22 protein-coding genes and 1 pseudogene are annotated in these 24,962 nt (G+C 65.8%); 6 read left to right on the top strand and 17 right to left on the bottom strand.

Annotated features, from left to right (window positions below; translation table 11 throughout):
* Nucleotides 1–508 precede the first annotated feature (508 nt).
* From ACH4FH_RS00235 to ACH4FH_RS00215, 5 genes are all read right to left on the bottom strand, one after another.
* Nucleotides 509–1,993, bottom strand: a complete 1,485-nt coding sequence (locus ACH4FH_RS00235; RefSeq protein WP_398553477.1) for a replication initiator — start codon at nucleotides 1,991–1,993, stop codon at nucleotides 509–511.
* Between the two features lie 222 nt (nucleotides 1,994–2,215).
* Nucleotides 2,216–2,932, bottom strand: a complete 717-nt coding sequence (locus tag ACH4FH_RS00230; RefSeq protein ID WP_398553476.1) for a DUF2637 domain-containing protein — start codon at nucleotides 2,930–2,932, stop codon at nucleotides 2,216–2,218.
* Between the two features lie 48 nt (nucleotides 2,933–2,980).
* Entirely contained in the window at nucleotides 2,981–4,387 is a 1,407-nt protein-coding gene (locus ACH4FH_RS00225) for a cell division protein FtsK (protein ID WP_398553475.1), read from the bottom strand.
* Nucleotides 4,384–4,587, bottom strand: a complete 204-nt coding sequence (locus ACH4FH_RS00220) for a hypothetical protein (RefSeq protein WP_398553474.1) — start codon at nucleotides 4,585–4,587, stop codon at nucleotides 4,384–4,386. The genes ACH4FH_RS00225 and ACH4FH_RS00220 overlap by 4 nt, the downstream gene beginning before the upstream one ends.
* Nucleotides 4,584–4,940 (bottom strand): hypothetical protein, encoded by a 357-nt coding sequence (locus ACH4FH_RS00215; protein ID WP_398553473.1) that lies wholly within the window; start codon nucleotides 4,938–4,940, stop codon nucleotides 4,584–4,586. Before ACH4FH_RS00215 ends, ACH4FH_RS00220 begins: the two co-directional genes overlap by 4 nt.
* A gap of 168 nt (nucleotides 4,941–5,108) precedes the next feature.
* Here ACH4FH_RS00215 and ACH4FH_RS00210 point away from each other — a divergent pair, with 168 nt between their 5' ends.
* Entirely contained in the window at nucleotides 5,109–5,570 is a 462-nt protein-coding gene (locus tag ACH4FH_RS00210) for a GntR family transcriptional regulator (protein WP_398553472.1), read from the top strand.
* A gap of 1,742 nt (nucleotides 5,571–7,312) precedes the next feature.
* Here ACH4FH_RS00210 and ACH4FH_RS00205 read toward each other — a convergent pair.
* Both ACH4FH_RS00205 and ACH4FH_RS00200 read right to left on the bottom strand, forming a co-directional pair.
* A complete protein-coding gene (locus ACH4FH_RS00205) occupies nucleotides 7,313–7,954 on the bottom strand; it encodes a hypothetical protein (RefSeq protein ID WP_398553471.1) in 642 nt (213 codons plus the stop codon).
* A gap of 222 nt (nucleotides 7,955–8,176) precedes the next feature.
* Nucleotides 8,177–8,548 (bottom strand): hypothetical protein, encoded by a 372-nt coding sequence (locus ACH4FH_RS00200; protein ID WP_398553470.1) that lies wholly within the window; start codon nucleotides 8,546–8,548, stop codon nucleotides 8,177–8,179.
* A gap of 206 nt (nucleotides 8,549–8,754) precedes the next feature.
* Here ACH4FH_RS00200 and ACH4FH_RS00195 point away from each other — a divergent pair, with 206 nt between their 5' ends.
* Nucleotides 8,755–10,074: a hypothetical protein gene (locus tag ACH4FH_RS00195; RefSeq protein WP_398553469.1), complete on the top strand. Its 1,320-nt coding sequence runs from the start codon at nucleotides 8,755–8,757 to the stop codon at nucleotides 10,072–10,074.
* A 1-nt stretch (nucleotide 10,075) separates the two neighbouring features.
* Here the strand turns inward: ACH4FH_RS00195 and ACH4FH_RS00190 are convergent, their stop codons facing one another.
* The 6 genes and pseudogenes from ACH4FH_RS00190 to ACH4FH_RS00165 form a co-directional block, all read right to left on the bottom strand.
* A complete protein-coding gene (locus ACH4FH_RS00190) occupies nucleotides 10,076–10,609 on the bottom strand; it encodes an NUDIX hydrolase (protein WP_398553468.1) in 534 nt (177 codons plus the stop codon).
* A gap of 338 nt (nucleotides 10,610–10,947) precedes the next feature.
* Nucleotides 10,948–11,451 carry a hypothetical protein gene (locus ACH4FH_RS00185; protein WP_398553467.1) on the bottom strand — a complete coding sequence of 168 codons (504 nt, stop codon included), beginning with the start codon at nucleotides 11,449–11,451 and terminating at the stop codon, nucleotides 10,948–10,950.
* On the bottom strand, nucleotides 11,448–12,695 hold the full coding sequence (locus ACH4FH_RS00180; RefSeq protein ID WP_398553466.1) for a putative T7SS-secreted protein: 1,248 nt from the start codon (nucleotides 12,693–12,695) through the stop codon (nucleotides 11,448–11,450). The genes ACH4FH_RS00185 and ACH4FH_RS00180 overlap by 4 nt, the downstream gene beginning before the upstream one ends.
* Nucleotides 12,695–12,946, bottom strand: coding sequence for a hypothetical protein (locus ACH4FH_RS00175; RefSeq protein WP_398553465.1), 252 nt, complete (start codon nucleotides 12,944–12,946; stop codon nucleotides 12,695–12,697). The genes ACH4FH_RS00180 and ACH4FH_RS00175 overlap by 1 nt, the downstream gene beginning before the upstream one ends.
* A 538-nt stretch (nucleotides 12,947–13,484) precedes the next feature.
* Entirely contained in the window at nucleotides 13,485–15,122 is a 1,638-nt protein-coding gene (locus ACH4FH_RS00170; protein WP_398553464.1) for a pentapeptide repeat-containing protein, read from the bottom strand.
* Between the two features lie 337 nt (nucleotides 15,123–15,459).
* Nucleotides 15,460–15,836: pseudogene (locus tag ACH4FH_RS00165) on the bottom strand (RtcB family protein); the annotation flags it as partial.
* Between the two features lie 103 nt (nucleotides 15,837–15,939).
* On the opposite strand from ACH4FH_RS00165, the gene ACH4FH_RS00160 reads away from it, so the two are divergent.
* Nucleotides 15,940–16,641, top strand: a complete 702-nt coding sequence (locus ACH4FH_RS00160; RefSeq protein ID WP_398553463.1) for a restriction endonuclease — start codon at nucleotides 15,940–15,942, stop codon at nucleotides 16,639–16,641.
* Nucleotides 16,642–16,912: 271 nt separating this feature from the next.
* Here the strand turns inward: ACH4FH_RS00160 and ACH4FH_RS00155 are convergent, their stop codons facing one another.
* Both ACH4FH_RS00155 and ACH4FH_RS00150 read right to left on the bottom strand, forming a co-directional pair.
* On the bottom strand, nucleotides 16,913–17,851 hold the full coding sequence (locus ACH4FH_RS00155; RefSeq protein ID WP_398553462.1) for a hypothetical protein: 939 nt from the start codon (nucleotides 17,849–17,851) through the stop codon (nucleotides 16,913–16,915).
* 146 nt (nucleotides 17,852–17,997) lie between these two features.
* Entirely contained in the window at nucleotides 17,998–19,254 is a 1,257-nt protein-coding gene (locus tag ACH4FH_RS00150) for an RtcB family protein (protein ID WP_398553461.1), read from the bottom strand.
* Between the two features lie 161 nt (nucleotides 19,255–19,415).
* Between ACH4FH_RS00150 and ACH4FH_RS00145 the strand changes: the two genes are divergently transcribed.
* From ACH4FH_RS00145 to ACH4FH_RS00135, 3 genes are all read left to right on the top strand, one after another.
* Entirely contained in the window at nucleotides 19,416–20,324 is a 909-nt protein-coding gene (locus tag ACH4FH_RS00145) for a hypothetical protein (protein WP_398553460.1), read from the top strand.
* 211 nt (nucleotides 20,325–20,535) lie between these two features.
* The gene (locus ACH4FH_RS00140; protein WP_398553459.1) at nucleotides 20,536–21,246 is read left to right on the top strand and encodes a DUF3558 family protein; all 711 of its coding nucleotides are present in this window, start codon (nucleotides 20,536–20,538) and stop codon (nucleotides 21,244–21,246) included.
* A gap of 138 nt (nucleotides 21,247–21,384) precedes the next feature.
* Nucleotides 21,385–22,749 (top strand): DUF2637 domain-containing protein, encoded by a 1,365-nt coding sequence (locus tag ACH4FH_RS00135; RefSeq protein WP_398553952.1) that lies wholly within the window; start codon nucleotides 21,385–21,387, stop codon nucleotides 22,747–22,749.
* A 35-nt stretch (nucleotides 22,750–22,784) separates the two neighbouring features.
* Here the strand turns inward: ACH4FH_RS00135 and ACH4FH_RS00130 are convergent, their stop codons facing one another.
* Nucleotides 22,785–23,003 carry a hypothetical protein gene (locus tag ACH4FH_RS00130; RefSeq protein ID WP_398553458.1) on the bottom strand — a complete coding sequence of 73 codons (219 nt, stop codon included), beginning with the start codon at nucleotides 23,001–23,003 and terminating at the stop codon, nucleotides 22,785–22,787.
* Nucleotides 23,004–23,126: 123 nt separating this feature from the next.
* The gene (lysS, locus tag ACH4FH_RS00125) at nucleotides 23,127–24,863 is read right to left on the bottom strand and encodes a lysine--tRNA ligase (protein WP_398553457.1); all 1,737 of its coding nucleotides are present in this window, start codon (nucleotides 24,861–24,863) and stop codon (nucleotides 23,127–23,129) included.
* Nucleotides 24,864–24,962: the final 99 nt, after the last annotated feature.

Genomic DNA, 24,962 nt, shown 5'->3' with positions numbered 1-24,962 from the left:
GGTGCTACCGCACTCCGGCTCAGGGCGAGCCACGCAGTCGCGACAGGCCGTTGCCGGTGGTGTCCAGTTCACGCAGGCATAGCGCACCCCCGTCACGGCCCGTGAAATTTAGGCACGCCCCAGTGCCGTTCCAGGCAACCTTCGCCCTGCTGTCATGTGAGGCGCCGATCGGGTTCTGTTGCCGAGCAGTGCTCGGCCGTCAGCGTGATCCGCCGGGTACATTCCCTGGCGGAACAAGCACGCGGCCGACGAACGCCTACGCAAGATCCTCGACAGGGCGAACCTTGGCTGATGCGGCACTAGCTGAAGCGGACACCGAGCCGGTGACCCATTCGGTTCCACTTCTCAGGGCTCCACTCAGGCGACTTGGCAACCCACTTGGCGATCCAAGCCCGCTCCGCCTCGGTCATCTCGTCCTCAGGTGCCTCGGCTCCAGCCGGGGCACCTGTCGATTCCACGGCCCGGAAGCCCATCTCGGTCCGGCGAGCGGTGCGCTCTACCACGGCGGTCATTGCCACAGCTCCCCCTCTGACTTGACACGGACAGCGGCCTGCCGGGCTTGTTTGATCTCGTGGCGCGTTTGTTCGGCGAGGAATTCCTCGCCGGGGCGGTAACCGGAGGAGAGGTAGGCCCAGGAGGATTCGGTGATGAGGGTGGTGTCTTCCTCGGTGGCGTCTTGGCCGGCATGGGCGTGGGCTTGTTCGGTGCGCCAGGCTTTGCGTACGTCGCGAAGGGCGCCGAGAGTGGTGGAGTAGCGGCGGGATTTTGTGGAGAAGTGGCCGCGGAATCCGAGCATGTGCGCCCACTTCCAAATCTTGAGAGCCGCGAATTCCGGGAGGTGGCCGAGTGCCCAGGCCGTGCGGATCATCTGGCGGACGTGACGCTGTACCCGGAGGTTCGGCAGGGGTTCGGCCTGGCCGGTGCCGTCACAGTCGTCGCACAGGTCGCGGAAGCCGTCGGGGCTGCGTAGGTAGCCGCGTCCGCCACAGGGGGTGCAGACGAGGGAGCGGTCCACGGTGCCGGAGTCTTCGGCGCTCTTGGTGGCGTACTTGGCGATGTACCCGGCAACGGCCTGGTCGGTGAGTTCGCCGTCGCCGAGTGCGGTGATCTCGCGTACGTCGACGCGGTCACCCCAGCGGATTTCGCGGTCTCCGGTGTGGTCCGAGGCCACAGTGAGATAGGCGCGCATGTCCTTGCGGAGCTTGTCGTCCGGTTCCTTGTACGTGGCGTACTTGATCGCGTCGGTCAGGTCGCCGACGGTGGCCCAAGAGGGCGGGGGCTCGGTGCTGCCTTCAGGGCCGTCGAGGCGGATCACAGCGTGGAAGTGGACAAGGCCGCGCTGTTGGTATTCGGCGACCTTGGCGAAGGAGATCCGCAGAGTGGCGTTCAGAGCCTTTTGGGTCATGTCGAGAAGGGCGGCCAGGGCGCGGCGGATGTAGGTGGTCGTCCGTGCCCACAGGGCGCCTGCGTGTGCGTTCCAGAGCACGGCGCCTGTGTAGTCGTAAGCGGACGGGCGTAGGGGCGTTCCCAACTCAGCTGACTTTTTGTTGTGTTGGGCGCCGCAGGCGCAGCGGCCATCGTCCCGGATGTTGTGGACAGCGCCGAAGGAGGGGGCGGTGAGGGTGACGAAGACGCGGGGGTGAGTGCGGACAGCTTCGGGGACGTTCTTGCCGCCGGAAAGGCCGGCCTTGATCAGGTGGTAGGTGTCGGCGGCGTAGACACGGGAGCAAGACGGGCAACGCGACTTACGGCGGTTTCCGCACGTGGTCAGGAGACGGCCGGTGGGTTCATCAGCGGTGCTGTAGGAGCGCAGAACGGTGCGGGTGGCGGCATCAATGGTGGCGGTGGAGCCGACGAGGTTGACCGGGCGGGTGCAGCCGGCCATGCGGTTCACCTGTTCGGCCACGCGGTCGAAGTCTTCGAGGTTGGCCAGTTCGAGCAGGTCCCGCACAGCGAGGCTCTTAACGTGACGCAGGTCGAGGGGGCGAGTCATGCTGCGATGTCTCCTTTCCTGCGGGAGGGTGAGCGGGCCAGGCGACAACTGATTGAGGCTGTTGCCGCCAGCGCTGGTGGTGACCGCCGTGGAGCTCGGTTGCCACCGAGGGTCAGAGGGCAGCGACCGCACGATTGGGGGCGGTCGCTGCCCGGTTGTGGGCATGGCGGACGGGCCCCTGTAGGGCAGTGGTGGGGCGTGCGCCGGAAGGCCGGCAGAAGGTCAGGCCGTTAGGGCCTGGTGTGCGGCAGTCGCCAACGGAAGGCCGACGCCAAGTCGGGCCTTGAGCTGGGCGGCCGTGATGGGCTCGCTGTGCTCGGCCTGGTGGGATGCCGCGATCTTGCGCGCTTCCTCCAGCAGGGGAGCAGGCACCGGGGGCGAAGCCGCGGGGGGGTCTACTGCTCTTGCCGGGGCGACGGAGGCCGGGGCGGGGGTCAGCTCGGGCGCGAGGGCCGGAGCCGTATCTGCCTGTTGCGGAGCCCGAGCCGCGACAGGTGCCGGATCCGGGGTGGTGTCGGCGGACACCGGTGCAGGCTGCGTGACGGAGTGGAAGTGGCGAAGGAGCTGTGGGCCGACCGTTCCCCATCCGAGGAGGAGCAAGGGTGCCACTGCGTCGACCGCAGCGCGGCCCCAGTGGTGGGCGAGGAGGGGTTCGGCGATGTTGAGAGCCAGGGTCAGCAGCCCGGATAGGTGCATGAGTCGGGAAGCGGATTTCATCTGGTCGGCGGGGATGCCGCGCAGGGAGAGGTAGCGCAGGGCCACCAGGAGGCCGACCACGGACAGGTCGACCATGGGGGCGATCAGCGGTGCGACGGGGTGAGGGACGCCCAGGCGCAGGGCCAGGGACCAGACGTTGCCGAAGGAGAAGACGAACGCCAGGGCCGCGATGACGGCCATGACCACGGTCACGGTGCGCTGGGTGATCCGGTCCTCAGACATTGAGGGTTCACCTCCCTTCAAGTTCTTGCCTGGTCAGAGGCATTGAGGTCACGCCACCTTGCTGTCGTTGCCCTTGTCGAGGTCAATGAGCGTGGCGGGGCAGTGGTCGGTGTAGTAGTCGAGGAGGGTTTGAGGGTCGTAGGTGAGGTGGGCAGTAGCGCTTGAGATCTCGCTGGTGTGCGCGTCGTTCACGTAGGGAGTGCGGAGGCGGGTGAAGCCTGGGCGCCCCTGCAAGGCCATGGAGGCGACGCCGACATAGGCGGGGTCTTGCAGGTTGACCGGGTTGGCATCGGGCCAGTTGCGAATGTCGTCGCCGAGGGCCGCCACGGAGGCTTCAGCGGTCTTCTGCGCGAAGCTCAGGCCCACCGGGCACACGTCCCGGATGAACGTGGGGATCGCATCACCGGTGCTCTTCTGCGTGGCGAGGATGACCAGCATGCCGACGCTCCGGCCCTTCTTGACCAGATCCTCGACGAGCCGGGCGTTCTCCGCCGCCAGGGCAGCAAGCTTCTTGGTCTCCGGGTCACTGCCCTTGTAGTCGCGGAAGAAGGTGTGCGCCTCATCGATGATCAGCACCGTGAGGGGCCAGTTCTCCGAAGGACCGACCTGCCACAGGTTTTTCACGCCCAGGACGTCCTTGATGCTGGCCGAACGCCCCCGCCGCAGCTTCACGAGACGCTTGAACAGCTCATTCGCCTTCTTCAGGTCGTCCCCAACAAAGGCGAACAGTCGGCCCATCAGGTCTGCGTAGTCCCCCTCATAGGCGGCCGATACCTTGCCATCCGCTACCGCGAACTGGATCTCCGGCGCGGGGGCGCAGTCGCAGATGAACCGATTGATCAGCGAGGTCTTGCCGTAGCCGGGAAGGCCGGCCACAGTCACCCCAGGCACGTTGCTCAGCGCCACCGTCACCGGCTGCGCATACTCGTACACGCCCAGGTGCCAGATGACGAGATCTTCCGGCACCTCTCCCGTGGGGGCATGTTCAGTCAGGGTGATCAGCGGATCGGTGCGCACGCCACGGATGACGACCTGTCCAGGCCCGTCCGGCAGGACAGAGACGCGGGTGCAGCGCCAGGCGTCGGCGAGGAACGGCGCGGCCTTCTGGAACTGTTCCAGGCTGACCTTGGGCAGGCAGTTGGCCCGCGCCACGATCCCGAACCGGTCGGGCTTGACCTTCAAGGACGGAGTGAGCACGCGCGGCTTTGGCGGCTTATCGCCATCGGAGGTAAATGCGGCCAACGGGGTAGGCATCTTGTCCGTGACGGACAGACCGGCCATCTGCGCGAGACGCTTCCAACTCCACCGCACACGGACCGCCTGTCGGATGCTGGCCCGCATCGTTCGGTCCGCCGCGATGTAGCGACCCAGCCACACAGCCGCTATGACCGCGAAGACGGTCAGGACCAACATCGCCACCACCGGGGCGTAGGTGTCGAGTTCGTTCAGTGTCATGTCTGCTTCCGTTCTCCGTAGAGGAAGTCCCACAGGGCCAGTTCCAGCTCGCCCCACTCGAAGAGATGAGAGAGCGGCGGGTATCCGTGGGCGACCAGCAGGGCAGCTGTCTGGTTGACAAGGTCTTCGCTGAAACGCCTATCGGGGGTGGAGGCTGGGACCGGATAGGCCCGATCCCAGCCCGGAATGACGTCCCTCACTCGCCCGACTCCGGCGCCTGGTCCAACACCAGCGCGGTGGCGCGATAGGCCACGCCCGAGGACACTTGACCGTTGAACAGGTTGGCCCAGGGGTTGGCCATAAGGTCCACGGTCTTGATCCGCATGCCGGGCTTGAGGCCGTTGGGCAGACCCTTCTCCGGAACGGTGACCTTCAGCGCCTCAGCGCGCTCACCCTCCATCAGGAAGATCATCACCGTGGACAGTGGTGCGCCGGTGGCCTGGTCAATGGCGCGCTCACCCTTCTCCTGGTCCTTCCACTTCGCCGCCGGCAATGAACCAGCCATGAGCTGGGTCTCAGGCAGCAGTCCAACGCGAATGCTCGTGCGAGCCATCTGTTTCTTCCTTTCGTTCGGCTCCGCCTTGTGCGGTGCCTGCCATCACTACATAACCACAACACCCGCCACACCCGCTACACCCGCACACCTGGTCACTCGATACACCCTGGTGAAGTGGCTGACTTGGCTGTATCGCGTGTGGAGGAGTCGCCGTATCCTGCGGGCATGCAACTGCCACTTGAAGACGACCCCAGGCCCCCCTACGTCCAGGCGGCCGAGGTCCTGCGCCGCCAGATCAGGGGTGGCCTCCTCAAGCCTGGCAACAAGCTGCCGTCTGCCCGCGAGCTACAGACCGAGTACGGCATCGCCAGCTCGACCGTGCAGAACGCGCTGCGGGTGCTGAGGAGCGAAGGGCTGATCTACAGCGTCCAGGGACGCGGCAGTTTCGTGCGCTCCGACCTGGTCGCCCCCGAGGCCGAACAGCCCTCCGAACCGGACGGAAAGGACGAGGAGCAGCGCCTGAAAGACGCCGACGACGGCGTGGCCGAGGGCATCGAACTTGCCCCCAGCCACCTGCGCAGCGAGGAGTTCAACACCCTCGCACACGGCATTCTTGAGCTGTCCCGCGAGATGGAGCGGCTGCGAACCCTGATCACTGAGCAGGCCCGGGAAAGCCAGGAGAAGTAGCCTCTCCCCGCTCCTCCAGCAGTTCGTATAGCTCGGCGAGCTGACCGCACAGCACAGCCAACGCCTCTTCCAGCACCGCTACTTCATGCTCGTTCATCGCGCGATTCCCCGTTCCGTGCGTCATTGCCCGTCCACCCCAGTGAGCCCTAGTGCCCTTACCGCCCCGCTTGCCAAATGGGCCTGCTGAGGTAACGGAAGCGGCACAACCGCCCTGGTAAGCGCCGTGGTAAGCCCCCGGAAGCCCTGGTAAGCGCGGCCCCGCTCCTCACACAACGACTCCCGGCCCACGCACCTGGCACCACCTTGCAGGCCGCGCACAACAGCCCCAGCGGCACTTCCCGCCCGGCGGCCGGCCTCCCTCGGAAACCCCGTCACGCGGGAATCAATCCGCACCCACGTCCCGCGCGACGGAACGATTCGCCACTCCTCGCCCACCGCGTACACGGCGCGCTCCTCCACTCCCTCGGGCCCTGCAGCCAGCCACCCTGATCGGCCATCACCACACCAACCGCTCCCGGATTCCCGAAGGCCGGCATCGCGCGCCGAAAGGGTGGACCTTCTCGACCAGTCCAACACCGCTGTCGGACACCTCCTCGAAAGCGCTCCTCCAGGGCCACCGGCCCAACTAACCGAGCCGCAGACCTTCTTCACTAGGACCAAGTGCGGGCATGAGGCCGATTCGGACAGCATGTGACGCGCATCACACACCTCCTTCCGCTTCCGCCTCCTGCGGCATGGACGCCGTCGAGGACATCCCTTCACAGAAAGCGGACAGCTCTCCCTGTGGACAACATTTCGGCGGTCGGCAGGGCACGGAGCGGAGCCCCGAAACGGGCAGGACCTCACGCCCAACCAGTGCGACAACTGGCCGGGAGCCCATCCGCTTTGTGCAGGAGATCGCGGACATCTCGAATCGCGCTCGCTTGAAATCGGCATGTAGGAACCTTGGACCGATCTGCCTGTGGATAGATTTCTACGATCACAGAGACGAATACGCACAAAGCGGCGTAGTTCATGGCAATCTGTGGCGCTGGCGGCGCGGGTGACGAAGCAGCGAGGGAACGCTTCGCAGCAATGGGCAAGGCCGGGCGCCAGGCGAGCTGTTCAAAGTTTCTTTACTGGATCAAGGCGGCCCGCTACGCGGGCCGCGCGCGCTGGCGGCCGAAGGCCGCCGACGCTCCTGTCTACCGCCCCGCTCCGGCAGCCCCCGGCAGCTCAGCGCGCAAGACCAACAGCGACCCGACAGAGCCCGTGAAGCAACCCGACCAGCCCGAAGCAGCACCACCAGGCCGAGACCACGACGCGACCCACGCCGGCACCACGACCAGGCGCACGCGACCAGTGGCCAGCCCCCGAATCCGCGGTGACGCCCGGCAGTTCGCGGGCCAACCTCAAGCAGGGCAGCGTGGCACAGGCCGTCGAGGGCGCGGGTGGCACACGTGACGGGTGCTCCCCACAGCGCAGCAGCGTCGTGGCTGACTTTCCGTGGGTCAGGCGGAACAACCCACCAGCCCTTGCCGTCCGCCCACGCCGAGGTCTCACCAGTCAGAAACAGCCCCACCACTCCCTCTCGAAACCGGACTTGAGCTGAGGCTGGCCGAACGTGCGCACGACAACAGCCCCGGTACCATCGGCACCAGGGTTCTGAACAGGAACTCTCCGGCCGGACCGCCCGCGTGCTGCCAGGCTCAGGGCGGTCCGGTCTCAGTTGTTGTTAGGCCGGCATCACCGGCGAAGGCAGATCAGCCCGCAAGCCCACCGCCGACAACGGTGACGTTGCGCAGCTCGCGGTAGAGGCACGAGGCGAGCAAGCCTCGGAGTCTTCGATCGCCGCAGGGCAACAGCGCGTCCTGCTCGTGCCCCTTCCAGCCGTCAGCGGTAAGCGTGTAAGGCGTACCGGAGAAGCCCCACAGACGAGGCGTCCGCGCTCTGAGCACAGCGATCTCCGTGTTCCTGAGGTGCGGGCACTCGGCGACGGACACACGGGCGCACGTCTCGCACAGCGGCGGCATAGCCGTCAACGAACGCTCCGGCCAGGTCGGCGGGTCATAGGGCTTGCGCCAATCCAGGAACAGCCAACCGTCCTCGTTCCTGGACGCCGATTGGCCGCAGATCTGGCACTTCATCGAATACATCGCGATGTACTGGCGCGCAGGGTGCATGCAGTCGTACTGAGGCCGGCCCGCCCCAGGCAACTTATCCATCCGCCCCCAGAGCACCTCGTCACGACCGGAACGGTCTGAGGGGCGCTCGTTCCTGTAGCCAAGCCTCGGCCCACCCCGGGCCAACTGCACCACTAACTCATTTTCAAAGACGGCAAGTTCGCCAGACCACGACGCGACGTAAGGCACCACGGACGGCTTACGCACCGGATACTCGGACACTTCCAACCCCCTCACCATCGACGCCCCCATGCCATTCGCCCCGCCCGTCGTCCCCAGCTGTGAGGCCCTGGGGGTCGATCTCCACTCGGGCCGCCGGAGGTGGGAGGCTGCGAGCAGCCACCGCATCCCCGACGATCACCACAGGCGGTGCCAGCCCCAGCACGCCCAACAGGGCAACCGCCAAACCAGGGCGTGACGGCGTGTCCCGCGCATGGCGGCCGCTCACGGCGCACTCACGCCAGCAGGCGTCGCGACCAACGGCGCCCAGGTGAAGAGCACCTGCGCGCCATGGCGTCCGAGGTGATCCAGCTCCGGGTGACGCAGTTCAGGTACCGGGGACAACGCGTTGGGCCAACGCGTGATGACTGCCTGCACCTCGCCGCGCTCGGCCATCTCCCGAACTCGCAGCCAGCCTGAGCGTCTTTGCGGGTCCGGCTCGCCGAAGGCGTCGTTGATCTCCCCGACGATGCGAAAGTTGCGATCGGACGCGAACTCGCGGCCCTCTTGCTCAGCGCGCTGCACCGCCAAGCCAGGGGCGTCCTGGTTACGGGCCGCGCAGATGTAGAGAACGGCCGGCGTACCTGTCCTGTTCATCGTTGGCCTCCTGGTCAGGAAGCAGTGAGACCGCCTCACGCAGCGGTCACAGGTGAATTCCACTGGTTGCCCTGTAGCCATGCCCAGGAGCATCGCGCTCCTGCCAACACCCCTCAAAGGCCCAGCTGGTTACCCAACTTGGGTAACATCACGAGAGGTGGAGAATTTGCGACGTTGCGTAGCCCTCAAGCATGGGAGCCCGCTCGATGACGAAGCTGGCCCAACCGCGGGAGCTTCCTGCAAGGCTGCTTACCGACCCAGAGATGATCAATGCGTGCCGAGTCCGGGACTTCGCTCGGGTGTTTCGGTTGGTGAAGAAGCAGGCAGGCATCTACCCGTCGATGATTGCCCGGCTATGTGATCTGACGCCAAGTCGTGTCGGTGAAGTGATTGCCGGTCAACGTCAGTTGCTGCACATGGACGTTATCGAGCGCATCTCTGATGGCTTGCGCATCCCCGGAGACATGCTGGGCCTCGCCCGCCGGCCTTGGGAAACGCCGCAGGCGCTTGTAGTCACCGAGCGAGAGCCGCCTCAAGCTTCGCAGCCTGCGCTATCTAGCCCCGTGACTCTGGCGGGCCCCGATGTCGACAGCATCCTTGCCATCACTTCAGGGACCAGCCCAGGCCCGTCCACACTGCGGGCACTTCAGTCATCGATTGAGGACTACTGGCGACGGGACGACCAGCACGGTGGCGAGGCCCTGAGGCCAGCAGTGGTCGGACAACTGCGTTATGTAGTGGGCCTCTTGCCGGAGAGTAAGTCGACGTCCATGAGGCACGGCCTCTATGGGGTGGCTGCCGAACTTGCGCGTCTCACCGGCTGGACGCACTTCGACGCCCGCCAATACAGCCAAGCGCGTGCCTACTTCACGGAGTCACTGCAACTAGCCAGGGAGATCGAGGACCGGCCGTTCATGGCCAACGTGCTTGCCTGTATGAGCCTGCAAGCGACGTACCAGGAGAAGCCCGCGGATGCGTTGGCACTCGTCAACGCCGCACAAGATGCCGCTCACACCGGTATGGGCTCAACCCCCCGACTCCTGTCAATGCTGTCCATGAGGGAAGCATTCGCACATGCGGCACTCGGCAGCCAGACAGCCACTCACAGGGCGATCTCTGAAGCCCACCGGCAGTTCGAACTCATCGACGCAAAGGACCCTGACCCGGCGTGGATGTTCTACTTCGACGAGCCCAAGCTCATCGTGGACACCGGCATCGCACACGGCCAGCTCGGGGAAGCAGCAACCGCTGAGCCCTTGATCGCAGAGGCCATGCGCAGGGAGTACACCTCCAACCAGCGAGGACGCGCCTTCCACGCCTTTTGGCTGGCCCGCACCCAACTGCAGCTCGGCAAGCTGGACCAGGCATGCCACGCCGCTACAGAAGCCCTTGATTCCGCCTCAGCGGTTGCTTCCGAGCGGCTGGCCGGCCACCTCAGAGAGTTCTACGAACAGCTGGCTGCTTACCGGCAGGAGCCTGTGGCACTAGCCTTCGAGGCGCGCCTGAGGGAAGCCCTCCCCACATAGATCAGCTGGTCGCCTCGTCCATGAGCACGTATAGAAGACCAACAAGCGAGCCGCTACTCACGATCTCCCGGCGGTCGATCATGCCTCGAACGTCGGCGAGAGGGACCCACTCGATGCGGTCGGATTCGTTCTTCTCCGTCGGCGGACCGACGTAGGTCGCACTGTCGGCACGAAAGACATAGTGCTGCGAGTCCGTGATCCCGTTGGCTGGCTCGGCGTAGATCACAGGCTTCATCGGTCCAGGTCGCCAGCCGGTCTCTTCGAGGACCTCACGGGACGCCGCTTGCTCCGGCGTCTCCCCCTCCTCTATGAGACCCATTGGCAATTCCCAGGCCCATGCGTCCGTGATGAAGCGATGGCGCCACATCATGAGAACCTCAGAGCGATCATTGACCACGGCGCCCACGGCCAGGTGCCGAAGCCGGACGACATGATGTTCCCAACGTCGTCCGTCCGGCTGCTGCACATCCACCAGGCACAGGTTCACCCAAGGATTCGTGTAGATCTGCCGTTCGCCATGAGTCTTCCACTGCATGAACGTGCCCCTCTCGCCTGGTGCCCCCAGCATCTCAGACGAGGTTGCCGCCAACGGCGCGGTTACCGTTCCCGGGAGGTAGGCCACGCGGTCTCGCCGCCGCCCCCGTGCACAGGGTCGGACCCGCCCGACTGACGTGCAGGGCAGAACAAGAGGGCCCCAGCAATTACCTGCCGGGGCCCTCTTGCATCGAGAATGACGGTAGGCGACTGTGACGTCCACTCCGTGTGGGCCGTCAGCTGCCCTTCCAGTCAGGCCCTAGCTCAGGGCAAGCGACGTTGACTGCCGCCAGGACCACCGTCTTCATTTGGTCAGCAATGCGATCCGCAGGAAACGGCCTAGCCGAAGGCAGAGATGGACGGCGATGTCCAGAAAGTTACTGTCGGCCCGTAGGAGCCGTCCTCCTCGTCGCTCACCTCGACCGTGATCTCTCGGTCGGGGTAACGCGCGGACAGGACTCCCTGCCAGCACTCCCCCAGAGCCAGCGCGAGTTGGGGAAGTTCCTCCCCGAGTTGATTGTCATCCGTCAAAGCGGTGTTGCTGAAAATTGCCCACAACTCGACGTGATTGACGACGAGTTCGATACGGCGCCGATCGTCCTCCAGGTTCGTGAACCAGTCGTCGGCAGTGCTCTGACTGAAGTTCTCCTTGAGAAACACGCAGCCGCGGTACTCGACCGTCTCGGGGCAGAACAGCCAGGCTGCGGCCAGGACGAAACGCAGGCCGCCCTCGAAGTCAAGGTAGTTGTCCGGCGAGAGGCCCTCGTCCTTCCACTCAGTGCGCCATTGCCTGAAAAATACCGGCAGCTCACGCTCGGACCACGCCGGTTTGCTGCTGTTCACGGGATCTCCCAGGGGAATGCGGCGCGCACTGACCTTGATGGGCGCACGAAGACTTCACCGGTCTTCGGATTGGTATTGTGCGTGTATTCTACGACATGCGGCGTCTCCACCCCGCCATGCGAATCACCTTCCAAGTCTACACGCTTCAAAGGCCGTCCTGCGGAATCGTAAGTTGTATAGTTGCTTACATTTCCCGTCTCCGGATTGGTCTTGTAGAGGGTTCCGTTTTCCGGACCGCCCTCCACCGGCAGATTGTTCCCTGCGCGACCACCCGTGCCCTTGTAATGCTGACCGTTCTTAATCAGCTCGGACGCTTGCTGCTGTTCGGAGCCGCTGGCGCCAGGCCCTTCGCTGTTCCTCTGTAGAGGTTCGACCTTGGAGTCGCGTGCGGCGTGCTGGGCGAGATCCGCGGCGCCAGCACCTGCCAGTCCGACTCCCGTGGCGATCCCGGCAGCGGAGACAGCGCCGAGCGGTACTCCAGCGACAGCACCGGCACCGGTGGCGTCCAGGGCAATGCCCAGCCCTTCACCGCCGGCACTGACCCCGGCCAGGAGCGTACCGCCGAGCAGCGCCGCGGTGTCGCCCGGATGCTGGATCATGGCGTTTCCGAAGGAGGCAAGGCCAGTGAGAACGTCTATACCACCGTCCACCAACCCTTCACCCACATCGCTGAAGAAATCGCCGACGTCGGACCAGAATCCTGGGCGCTCCGGGGCGGACTCCGTGGCCTTCCTCACCAGCCTGGCCGCGGTGTTCCCAGAGTCTTTCACATTGCCGCGAGCAGTTTCGAGATTCTCACGAGCGGTAGTACGGTCCGCTTCGCCAGGATCGTGAAAAGGGATCTCGACGCTGTCCCCTCTGCTGGAGGCGTCACTAACTCGCTGAGCATGGGCTTTCTCGGCAGTTTTGGTACTCGCCTCGCCGCGCGAGAATTGGGATATGGCGTCGTCGGCGCGCTGCTGAGCTGCGCGCAGGGTGTGGATGTATTCGTACAAGGCGGCCGCGGCTGCGTGGAAATCCTTGCCTGCCTCTAACCATCTGGCCGGCTGGCCATGAAAGCGATCACGGAAGGCATCACCGGCTTTGCCACTCCAGCCGGCCTCAGTGTCGATTTTCGCCAACCCCTGGCCAGCCTCTTGAAGTACATCACCGTAGGCAAGCAGAGATTGTGCGGTCGTGGTCAGGGCACCCGGTGCGCCCGGGACAAGCTCGCGGGGATTCGACGTCTCACCAAGCTGAGCCATCAGGACGCCCCCGGATCTTTTCCGGAAGAGGAATGAAGAATGCCCTGAGCTGAGAGTTGGATATGTTTCTCAGCCCTTGCGTAGCTCTTGACGCAGTGGTTCAGCCGGTCGGAGACCTCTGCACCGTCAGATGCCAGGTGTGAGACACCGCTGTTCCACCGATCGCAGAAATCGACCACCGCTGTGGCCAGTTCATCGTGTCCGAAGGCGTCCTCGGGAGCGTCGATGTCGCTCACCTTCTTGGTGGCCATCGCGTCCAGAGTGGTTCTGATCCCAGATGCGGCCTTGTGTAGCGCCTCGAGGTCCACGGAGAACCCGTCCGGCATTCTCAACGCCCCCCAATGCTCGGTAAATGAACTGAATTCACTGGCATGAACCCATCAGAAACATTCGAGAGAGTGTAGCAACGGGATAAGCCCGCCTGCCTTGCGGCGGGACCCGGGCGGTCCCCCCCAGCCCGCCGACCAGATCATCAACCGCAGGAAGCGAGGCTGGTCCGCCGGCAGGCTGCCAACCTTCGGCCGCGACGCCTCCCGCCGATGCAACTCCGTCGAGCGGTGCACCAACAAGCTCAAGCAGTGGCGTGGTCTCGCTACCCGGGACCGCCACCATCTACCGGGCTCCACCTCGCCGCAATCTTCATCTGGTCAGCAAGATGATCCGTAGGAAACGGCCTAGTTAGCGATCTGACAAGAGTGACCTCCTCGATGCTCGGTGCCTACGGAGTCGGCGCTCGACCGCTCAGCCTCGGAGGTTCAGGGCCAACGCTGACCGTGAACTGTTTGGCAACTAGCGTTTGACCCGACCACGGATAGCCAGAATGGCCAGCCCGAGGAGCAGCGGCTCAGTGACGCGGGATGCCATCTCGGTATAGGTACCGGCGGTGGTCAGCTCCTGCTCGGAGGAGCGAAACACAACCGAGTTGATCACCACCCGCAAGGACTTCTCAAATCGCTCCGTGGTCAGCCGCCCACGCAACGGTCCAGAGGGGTTGACCGGATCAGGCGTGTCGGTGGTCATGGTGATATTGCGGCCGGTGAAGGTGCCGGTGCTGGTCGGCTTCGATGCGTCCTGCGGTAGACCCCACAGCATCATCGCCAGAACGGTGGCGGTCATAGCCACCAGCAGCAAGCCCAGCGCTCGGGAGGCCCTCATGCCGTAACCCGACACTCCCCAGTAGGCAGCGAGCAGGAGTCTCTCGGCCCGAGGAGTGTCGGCATCGTGGCGGCGCATCTCCATTTCGCCGTAGTAGAAGTCAGCCGCGCCGGGTTCGTCCCTACTGTCCTCGAATGCCTTGCGCAGCTGTCGGTACACCGGCGCGAGCGCGGCTGGGCCCAGCACCTCCCCTCCCTCTGCTACGGAAGTCCAACCCTCTGCGTTAGATCCCTGTGCGGCACGCCAATGCTGCTCTTCCGCCAGCGTCCGGCGCGGTGACCAGCGCACCGGCCGTATCCCATGCCAGCGCAGCCCGGAGGGAGCCGTTGCCAAACGGCACCGCCCTTCCAGGCGCAGCTGGTCGAGGTGAATGGTTCCGGTGAACTGACAGACGGTGAGGTCGACGTCAGTGAGCACCATGTGCGCCGCGTCCACCCCCCGCAGCGATACGGCCCGCACACGGGATTCCGACACCTCAGGTTCGGCCACCTCTTGATCCCGCAGTCTGAAGGGGCGGGGGTGGGCAGAGAGACTCACCGGATACTCCATTACGGCGTCGCTGAAGTCCACGGACGCATGTCGCAGCCGCAGCGCGGCGGTGGAGGACCACCGCGTTCGCCGGCAACGCACTGCCGCTGCTGCCGCTTCGATCACCACAGCGGTGCCGAACTCCGCCTCCGAAAGATCGAATGTCCCCACGCATCCCAGCGGTCCCACCGCTACAGCTCGCTCGAACGCCACTCTCGGGAATTTGGCGTCACTGCGAAAGAGCGCCCCGCCGAACACGGCGCTATCACCAAACCTCGCGGAATTGAACCTGGCTTCGCCATCGAACTTCGCCCCCTCGAAGTTGGCGAAGCTTTCGAACTGCGTTCCAACAAATACGGCTTCATGGCCAAACTTCACACCTGAAAGCCAAGCGTTACCACCGAACGTAGCCCCGGTGAACACGGCAACTTTGAAAAATGTCGCACCGATAAACCAAGCAGTTTCGAACGTCGTCTCGGCGAACCGGGCTTCGCAGCTGAATTTAGCCTCGGTGAAATAGACTTCGTCCTCAAACGTCGCTTCGTCGAACCGGGCGTGGCCACCGAACGTCACGTCAGCAAACATGGCAGGGCCCTCAAACCTCGCGCCGACAAACCAAGCATCACCAAGGCAGGGGCGGTTAGTAGAGGGGTCGGTGACCGCTCTGAGCAGTTCGGTCAGCAGATCTTCGGTGAAGGGCGTACCGCGATGGTCGATGTCGGCGCCTGACGAGAGGGTAGCCATGTGAGCGGTTCGTTCCGCCTCGCCCAGATGAGCCAGACAAGCATCGCGACCAGGAATGAGGACGCCTCGACAGCCAACAGGGTCAATCGAAGGATGAGCACCGAAACCACACGGTGACCAGTCCGGTGTAGGGAGAAAAGAATCGAGTCCTGCAGAGGTCATACCCCGAAGACGCTCCCACCTAGCCGGGCGGTTTCACCACGGGGGCTTGTCGAGTGGACGACCACTTCCGCGCAGAGAGCGGTGTCGAGGACGCGCTTCGGTAGAGCACGCGCAGAATCCAGGATTTGCTGATCACGTGACTCTTGCAGGTCAGCCCTTCACACAGATGGCCTGTGACCTGCTTGAGCTTCGCAACGACCTGGACGATCCCGCTGCTGCTCGATCACCTTGTGCGCACCGGGGATCTCGTCCACCACCGCAGCCACTCCACACCCGCCGTCTGCTGCTCCAAGTCCTCCGTCGAGAACCGCTTCTTCGCAGCGTTCCAGCTCACCTTGCGGCCGGCACCATGGGAGGCGGAGTTGAAGGACTTCTCCTCGCCCAGGCCACGAACGATGTAGGACTCCCTCCCCATCGAGCCGGGGATGATGCCTCACTCGCCGCCATGGGCGCCGATCGCCCCCTTACACGTAACCAGCAGATCCACCCCTCGTAGCGCTCTTCGCTGGCATAGTTGTGATGGCAGCTGATCACGCCAGGACGGTACTCGACGGTCCTCATCTGACCTTCGACATCTTCCCTACTGGCAGAGCCGCAAGGTATACGAAAAAGTCCGGTCAGCTACCTAGAATCTTCATCCAGAGAGGAGCCCCCCGTGGCCAGCTGGCATGACTACCAAGAGGAGGTAGCTGAGTTCTTGAGGAGCATGGGATTCACGGCAGCCGTTGATGTGACCCTGGAAGGAGCACGCGGATCACACGATTTGGATGTCGTTGGGACTTATGAAAAGACAGGAATCTGCTTTACTTGGATCGTCGAGTGTAAGCAGCAAGAACGACGAGTCGAAAAGAGTAAGGTTCTGACCTTCATCGGAATCGTCCAAGACGTCGGTGCCGATCGAGGTCTGTTCGTTGCTGATTCCGGGTTCCAATCAGGCGCAATCCAGTCCGCCGGAAAAACAAATGTCACCCTCACGACGTTGCCCGGATTGCGCGAAAAAGGCCAGGCCGAACTGACGAAGAGATTACTAATAAAGGCCGACCTGGAAGCAGCGAACCTGCTTGAGCGTCTCCACGCCATCGGGACTCGCCAGCGACGCCCCGGGGTTATCTCGCGTAGCTATAAAAACGTCGAAGGCGTTGACCTTCTCACCCTAACAGGTAAGCTGTCTTGCCTCCAGACGGCTCTGGATAAGGCACGGCGCAACCAATGGCCAGTCCGCGCCGTAAGAATCGATTCCGATAGAGTCGAGTCCCTGAGAGGCGAAGCTGACCTTTTGGAATTTTCCGACAATTTTATTCGCGGTTTGGCGCCACTTGTGGCAGCGCTCGAATGCGCAAACAAGAAAACGCGTTAACTAGCGTCCTTCGGCCCCTGAGTGTCCTCGCCAACCGGCAGGCATACATCGGGACCTCACCCACAGCCAGAGGGTTCTTGTTGCACACGACGCGATGCACGACTCCGTGTCCTACGGCCGGGAGTGTGCCTACCAGCCGCCACGCGCGCTTGTGGCGCCCTTCGGGGTATCCAGCAGGTCCACTCCGCGTGTCCGACCCAAACCTGCACCGCTACTCATCAGCAAGGCGACAGCATCCAAAGCCGTGCCGAGCACAGCCAGTTGACTCGCCCTAAGGCATCTCCTCATGGGTCAGGCCAACCGCATCAATGAAGAACGTCATTCGCCGGTCGAGCAGTCCCTGCAACGTGTCGCTGAGGTCGGCCCCGCAGTAGTCCTGCCATGCCACCAGCGCCGTCTCTAGGGAGCCGATGACGGCCATGACGGCGTGCATGACGGTGGCCGCTTCGCCAGCCAATGGCTCGCCGGTCCCCTGCGCCAGTTCCCGCGCGCGGCCGGTCATCCACGGTCGGCCATGAGCCGCTCCCGAAAGAACCCGATACGGGACGAGGAGGTATGCCGGCAGGGCCTTAGCTTCCTCTGTGAGGTTGATGTCCAGGCCAGCTCTCTCGTGATCGACTTCGTATCCGACCACCCTGCCGTTCGGGTTCGAGCACTCTGTGGCCCCGACATCAACGAGGCCCCGCTGCACCTGCGTCTTCAGCTCAGCAACCCTTGCCACCTGCTCAGGGCCGAAGGCAACTGCCGTCTTCTCCATGTGTTCGATATCTGTGTGCCGCAGCCCGGCCCAACGAGCCAATCGCTTGGCTCCAGAGATCGATGGGTCCAGCAAGTAGTGAAGGAGCAGACAGTTCTCCATCACCGCTCGACCCAAGGTTAGGGGCGACCAGACGGGCGGCGGTTTCATGATGATGTCCTGCTCCAGAGCCCGCACATGGTCAAGGGCGTTCGCCCACGACAGCTGGCCAAGCTCCAGGATCAGGCCGAGCATCGACCTCCTCGCCTCGCCGACAGGATCAGGCAAACTCCAGAAGCTCTCCGCCTCGCGGCTGAACGGCGTCCCTGCACCCTCCATGCTGTCGGGAAAGCCATCGTCGGCCAGCTCCCGGACATCCTTGAGCACCTGGGCTGCGGCCTGCGCGAATGGCTCGCTGATCGGCACAGCGAACGAGATGGGAACGCCGTCCTCGGACACTGGCTGGTCTGTCATCTCGTACTCCCGTGCACTTTGGCGCAGCGGCCGTAATCAGCCACGCAGCCGCGTTCCCCTCGATCAGAAGCCCCCTGCCGCCTTACTGCAAGCGCAAAGCCCCGGACGAACCGTCCGGGGCTTGTCGGTCACGTGTAGCGCTGGCCTTAGCCCTTGACGCAGATGACCTGCTTGAGCTTGGCGACGACCTGGACCAGGTCGCGCTGCTGCTCGATCACCTTGCCGATCGGCTTATACGCGCCAGGGATCTCGTCAACGACGCCGGAGTCCTTGCGGCACTCCACGCCCGCCGTCTGCTGCTCCAAGTCCTTCGTCGAGAACCGCTTCTTCGCAGCGTTCCGGCTCATCTTGCGGCCGGCCCCGTGCGAGGCCGAGTTGAAGGACTTCTCGTTACCCAGGCCACGGACGATGTAGGACTCCGTCCCCATCGAGCCGGGGATGATGCCCCACTCACCACCACGGGCGCTGATAGCTCCCTTACGCGTAACCAGCAGATCCATACCGTCGTAGCGCTCTTCGCTGACATAGTTGTGATGGCAGCTGATCACGCCAGGACGGTACTCGACGGTCCTCATCTGACCTTCGGCATCTTCCTGCTGGCAGGAGATCACCGGCTCGAACGTCGGACGGGCCTTCTTGAACTCCTTGCGGACGACGTCCTGGAAGAGCGCCATCATGATCGAGCGGTTGTTCTTGGCGTACTCCTGCGCCCAGAACAGGTCGTTGCGGTACGCCTCCATCTGCGGGGTGTCCGAGACGAAGACGGCCAGGTCGCGGTCGACCAGCCCCTGGTTGTGCGGCAGCTTCTGCGCCTGGCCGATGTGGAAGTCGGCCAGCTCCTTGCCGATGTTCCGGGAGCCGGAGTGCAGCATCAGCCAGACCGTGTCGGCCTCGTCCAGGCAGAACTCGATGAAGTGGTTGCCGCCGCCCAGCGAGCCCATCTGCTTGACGGCCCGCTCCTCACGGAACTTGACCGCCGACGCCACTCCGTCGAACCGCGCCCAGAAGTCGTCCCAGCCCGCCGCCGGGAAGCCGTGCATCCGCCCGGGGTCGACCGGGCTGTCATGCATCGCGCGGCCGACCGGGATGGCCTCCTCGATCTTGGAACGGAGCCGGGAGAGATCGCCCGGGAGGTCGTCCGCGGTGAGGGAGGTCTTCACCGCGCTCATCCCGCAGCCGATGTCGACGCCGACCGCCGCCGGGCAGACCGCACCGTGCATGGCGATCACCGAGCCGACGGTGGCCCCCTTGCCGTAATGCACGTCCGGCATCACGGCGAGGCCCTTGATCCACGGCAGCGTGGCGACATTGCGCAGCTGCTGCATGGCGACGCCCTCGACCGTGGACGGGTCCGCCCACATCCGGATCGGCACCTGCGCCCCGGGCACCTCGGTGTACGACATGACTCCCCCATTCCCCCGAAAAAACATAAAACGCAAAAGACGGACAACTCATCCGATGACGGACGGCGGACCGGCGTTCGCGGCAAGACGTGCGGTACACATTGTGTCCATCGCCCGCCGTCCGGCGGCAACCGCATTTCGCAGGGAAGGAGCCGCGAACGATGCCACGCAAGTCGTTCGTACCCGGTGCCACAGTGGCGGCCGCCGCGGCACTGGCCGTCGGCCTCGCCGGCTGCACCGGCGGCTCCAGCACCGACGACGACGCCGCCGACGCCAAGGCCGGCGGCGCCACCTCATCGAGCCAGGCCGCCGAGCCCGGCCGCTATCAGACCCTCCCGGAGGCCTGCGGACTGCCCGCACGCGGCACGGTGCGGGGCATGCTGCCCGGTGACGGCCGGCAGCCCTCACAGGCCGACGCGGAGAAGATCTACGGCGGCGAGGCCGACATCACCTACGACACCGACCGCCGTGTCGGCTGCCGCTGGAAGCGCGAGACCGCCGCGGGCACCCGCCATCTGAGCCTGGACATCCAGCGGGTGGTCTCCTACGACGCCGCCGTCAGCGACGACGACAAGGCGCAGGAGATCTACGCGGACAAGGAGCTGGCCGCGGACATTCCGGCCGGCGACGCCGACTCGACCTCGCCCACACCTCCGTCCGCGTCCGCGTCCGCGACGAAGGGCAAGGGAGCCGGGACGGCCAACGGCGCCGGCGCGGGCAAGGCGTCCGGCGCCGGAAAGGCGTCCGGGGCGGCCAAGGCCCCCGAGGACGGCGGCAAGGGTTCCACCGGCCCCTCGGCGTCCTCCGACGCGAGCACGGCCCCGGACAGCTCCACCGCTCCGCGCGTGCTGGACGACCTCGGCGACGCCGCGTTCCTCAACGACAAACTGATCACCGCGGACTCCGGCGTACACCGTGATGTGACTGTGGTCTTCCGCACGTCGAATGTGATTGTGACGATCGGGTACGACCAGTGGTCCACCGACAAGACGATGTTGCCCGAAAGCCAGGAATTGCAGGACAGGGCACGTTCGCTGGCCGGCGAGCTGGTCGAGCGGTTCAACGAATAGTCCCGTAAGTCCGAATAAGCCCATTTGCCCCTTAGCGGCGAGTGAATCACCTTTGCCCGATGTCGCAAACGACACGAATCGGCCACCCATCCCGTTCCGCCGCGTACCGTGCCGTCTAGTCCTGCCCCTCGTGTGCGGCAGGGCTCGCCGCCACGGGCGACCCCCACGGTCGCGCCACGCCGACTTCACGACGACGAACAGCGAAGGAACCATGCACCGTTCAGCCAAGCGACTCGCCAGCCTTCTCGCCTGCGCCGCCGTACCGGTGATGCTCGTTGCCGGCTGCTCCGACTCGGACTCCAAGGACTCCGGCGCCTCCTCCTCCTCGGACACCGCCGGCAAGGCGAACAGCCCGTCGCCGAAGGTCGCGGCCGCGAAGTACAAGAAGCTGCCGAGCCCGTGCGAGGCGTTCTCCAAGGACACCGTCAAGAAGCTGCTGCCCGAGGTGAAGGACGAGTCCGGGGAGCGGGGCAAGTCCAACGACAACTCCGCGCACGGCACCTGCGCCTGGAACAGCTCGGACGCCCAGGGCGTCGACGGCACCCAGTTCCGCTGGCTGGACATCGGCTACCAGCGCTACGACTCCGAGGCGGCCCTCGGCTCCGGTGAGCAGCGCGCCCGGGAGTTCTACGGCAAGCAGGTCGCGGGCGCGAAGACCTCCGAGGGCGCCAAGAAGGTCAAGACGGTCCAGACGTCCGGTACGGGCGACGAGGCGACCACGGTCACCTACGACCTGAAGAAGGACGACAACGACTTCAAGAACACGACGGTGGTGGCCCGCACGTCGAACATCGTCGTCACCCTCAACTACAACGGCGCGGGTCTGGCCGGCGGCGACACCCCGAAGACCGACGACCTGCTGAAGAAGGCCCAGGCCGCCGCCAAGGAGGCGGTCGCCGCCGCGGCCAAGGCGAACAGCTGACCGCACCACGTCCCTGACTGCCCCCGGCCCGGCCGGGGGCACCTGCGGCGGCGGCCGGCGAACAGGTGTGCCACCCTAGGCGCGTCATGTCGCCGAGGCCGGGAGGGACCGCGGGTGTCCGCGACGCACACGGCGCAGTTGACTCGTACCCACCGCATCCTGATCGGTGTGGTCATCGCCGGGGCCGCCGTGATCGCGGCCATCGGATTCGCGGGCTCCTACGCGGCGGTGCGCGAGCTGGCCGAGAAGAAGGGCTTCGGCGGCTTCTCGGTCTTCTTCCCCATCGGCATCGACGCCGGGATCGTCGTGCTGCTCGCCCTGGATCTGCTGCTGACGTGGATCCGCATCCCGTTTCCGCTGCTGCGTCAGACCGCGTGGCTGCTGACGGCGGCGACCATCGCGTTCAACGGCGCGACCGCCTGGCCCGACCCGCTCGGCGTCGGCATGCACGCCGTGATCCCGCTGCTGTTCGTGGTGGCCGTCGAGGCCGCCCGGCACGCCGTCGGGCGGATGGCGGACATCACCGCCGACAAGCACATGGAGGGCGTCCGGCTCACCCGCTGGCTGCTCGCCTTCCCGTCCACGTTCCGGCTGTGGCGCCGAATGAAGCTGTGGGAGCTGCGCTCCTACGAACAGGTCATCCAGCTGGAACAGGACCGGCTCGTCTATCAGGCGCGGCTGCGGGCCCGCTACGGGCGGGCGTGGCGCCGCAGGGCGCCCGTCGAGTCGCTGATGCCGTTGCGGCTGGCGCGTTACGGCGTGCCGCTGGCCAAGACCGCGCCCGCCGGCCTCGCCGCGGCCGGCATCGCACCTGCGGCCCTGATGCCCGCAGGATCGACATCGCAGGACCGGCACGCGCCCGTCCCGTCGATGGCCCCCGCGCCGAACGACACCGCGGGGCAGCCGCACGAGACCGCCGCCGCCCTCACCGGCCGGACGGATTCCGAGCCCGCGCCGCCGCTCCGTACGGCCGCCGCCGAGCCGGAGATCAGCCATGCACTGTCCGAGGAACCGCCCGCGCGCGACACCGAACAGGACGCCGGGGCACCGCAGTTGACCGTTCCGGTGGGTCCGGGGCGCAGTCGTCCGCTGGGCAGCGTCGGCGGTGCGCTGCCGATCCCCGAGCAGCGCGGCGGCGTGCCGACGGCTGAGGCGGGGACCGTACCGGCGCAGGAACCGGAGGCCGTCGAGGCGTACGCCGAGCCGCTCACCGCGCCCGCCGACCCGGCCGCCGGATTCGCCCCGGATCCCGTGCAGCTGCCGCCGCTCAGCACGCTGCCGGACGATATCCCGCGGGACGAGGCGTACTTCACGGCCTTTCGCGCGTATGTCGCGGAGAAGAACGGGTTCCCCGACTCCCGGCAGTTCGGCCGCTATCTCCTGGACTTCTACGGCGTGACCGGCCGGGACGGCGGCCCGCTGTCCGAGAGCTACCTGCGCGGATTCGTAAGGGACTTCCGGCTGCGGCTCCGTATGGAGATGGAGACCGAGCACATCCCGTAGCCGGCACCGGGGCCAGGGCCGGCGCCGAGGCTGCGCTAGGCCACCGTCCCGCCCCCCGACCGCGCCTGCTTGCGCTTCTTGTCGGTGTCCCCCCAGACGGCCAGCGCGGCACCGGCCGCGAACACGCCGACGTAGGCGACCGACGGCAGCGCGAACCAGTGGGGCAGCAGACCCCAGGCGCCGTCGAAGAACACCTGGCCGATGAAACCCAGAGCCCCCTGAAGCATGGCGATGAAGCCGATGATTCCTCTCATGCCCCCAGCGTGACGGGTTCGGCCCCAGGGATTCCTCCTCCCTGGGGCCGAACCCGTGTCACTCCGAAGTCGCAGTCGCCCGCGGGGCCCTACGCCTCACGTCCGGCGACCACCCGCCGCGATTCAGCCGCCGAGCAGCTTGCGCACCCGGTCCGCGCCGACCGCCAGCAGCAGCGTGGGCAGCCGCGGCCCGGTCTCCCGGCTGACCAGCAGCGTGTAGAGCAGCGCGAAGAACTGCCGCTGGGCGACCTTCAGCTCCGGGGTGGGCTTGGCGTCCGGCGCGAAGCCCGCCTGGATCTTCGGGACGCCGTAGACCAGCGTGGTCAGGCCGTCCAGGGACCAGTGCTCGTCGAGCCCGTCGAGGAGCAGCCGCAGCGAGGCGCGCGCCTCCTCGTCGAGGGAGCCGAGCAGTTCCTCGTCCGGCTCGTCCCGCACGATGGTGCGCTGTTCGGCCGGCACCTGGGTGGTGATCCAGTACTCGGCCCTGTCGAGCCGCGGCCGGGTCTCCTCCAGCGAGGTGACCGGGTTCTCCGGGTCGAGTTCGCTCAGGATGCGCAGCGTCTGCTCGTCGTGGCCCGCGGTGATGTCCATGACCGAGGCCAGGGTGCGGTACGGCAGCGGGCGGGGCGTGCTGGGCAGCTCGCCGGCGGCGGTGCCGATGGCGCGCGCGTAGGCCGCGGCGTCGGCCGGCTGCACCGAGCCGTCCGCGATCTTCCGCTCCAGGGCGTCCCACTCGTCGTACAGCCGCTGGATCTCCTGGTCGAAGGCGATCTTGAACGACTGGTTGGGGCGGCGCCGGGCGTACAGCCAGCGCAGCAGGGGTGCCTCCATGATCTTCAGGGCGTCGCCCGGGGTGGGCACGCCGCCCTTGGAGGACGACATCTTGGCCATGCCGCTGATGCCGACGAAGGCGTACATCGGGCCGATCGGCTGATCGGCGCCGAAGATCTCGCGCACGATCTGGCCGCCGACGACGAAGGACGAGCCGGGCGAGCTGTGGTCGACGCCGCTGGGCTCGAAGACGACCCCTTCGTAGGCCCAGCGCATCGGCCAGTCGACCTTCCAGACCAGCTTGCCGTGGTCGAACTCACGCAGCACGACGGTCTCGGCGTGGCCGCACGCGGTGCAGTGGTAGGCCAGCTCGGTGCTCTCGTCGTCGTAGGACGTGACCGTGGTCAGGTCCTTCTCGCAGACCGTGCAGTAGGGCTTGTACGGGAAGTAGCCCGCGCCGCCCGCGCTGCCGTCGTCCTCGCTCGCCGCGCCGGATCCCTCCGCCGCCTCCAGCTCGGCCTCGTCGACCGGCTTCTGCTGCTTCTGGCCCTGCTTCTTGGGCGCGCCGGTCGCCTTGTCCTTGGTGCGGTAGCGGTCCAGGACGGCGTCGATGTCCGAGCGGTGCTTCATCGCGTGCAGGACCTGCTCGCGGTAGGCGCCGGAGGTGTACTGCTCGGTCTGGCTGATGCCGCGGTACTCGATGCCCAGCTCCTCCAGGGCGGCCTCCATGGCCACCTTGAAGTGCTCGGCCCAGCTGCCGTACGGGCTGCCGGGCGGGGCGGGCACGGACGTCAGCGGCTTGCCGATGTGCTCGGCCCACGACGGGTCGACGCCGGCCGGGACCTTGCGGTACCGGTCGTAGTCGTCCCAGCTCAGGATGTGTTCGCAGGTGTAGCCGCGGCGCCGGATCTCGTCCGCGACGAGGTGCGGCGTCATGACCTCGCGGAGGTTGCCGAGGTGGATGGGGCCGGACGGGCTCAGACCCGAGGCGCAGACGATCGGTTTGCCGGGAGCGCGGCGCTCCGCCTCGGCAATGACCTCGTCCGCGAACCTGGAGACCCAGTCGGTCTCGGTGCTCTGCTGAGCCACGATCGGCCCTTCCTCTTCCTTTTGCGCCGTCCGGCGCACAAAAGCCTGACGGCACCCATTCTCCCAGACGTCCTCCGGGCGGAAATTCAGTGGTAGTGC

This window comes from Streptomyces sp. NPDC017993, assembly GCF_044328065.1.
GTDB lineage: Bacteria > Actinomycetota > Actinomycetes > Streptomycetales > Streptomycetaceae > Streptomyces.
This window is presented reverse-complemented; position numbering and strand designations above follow the sequence as displayed.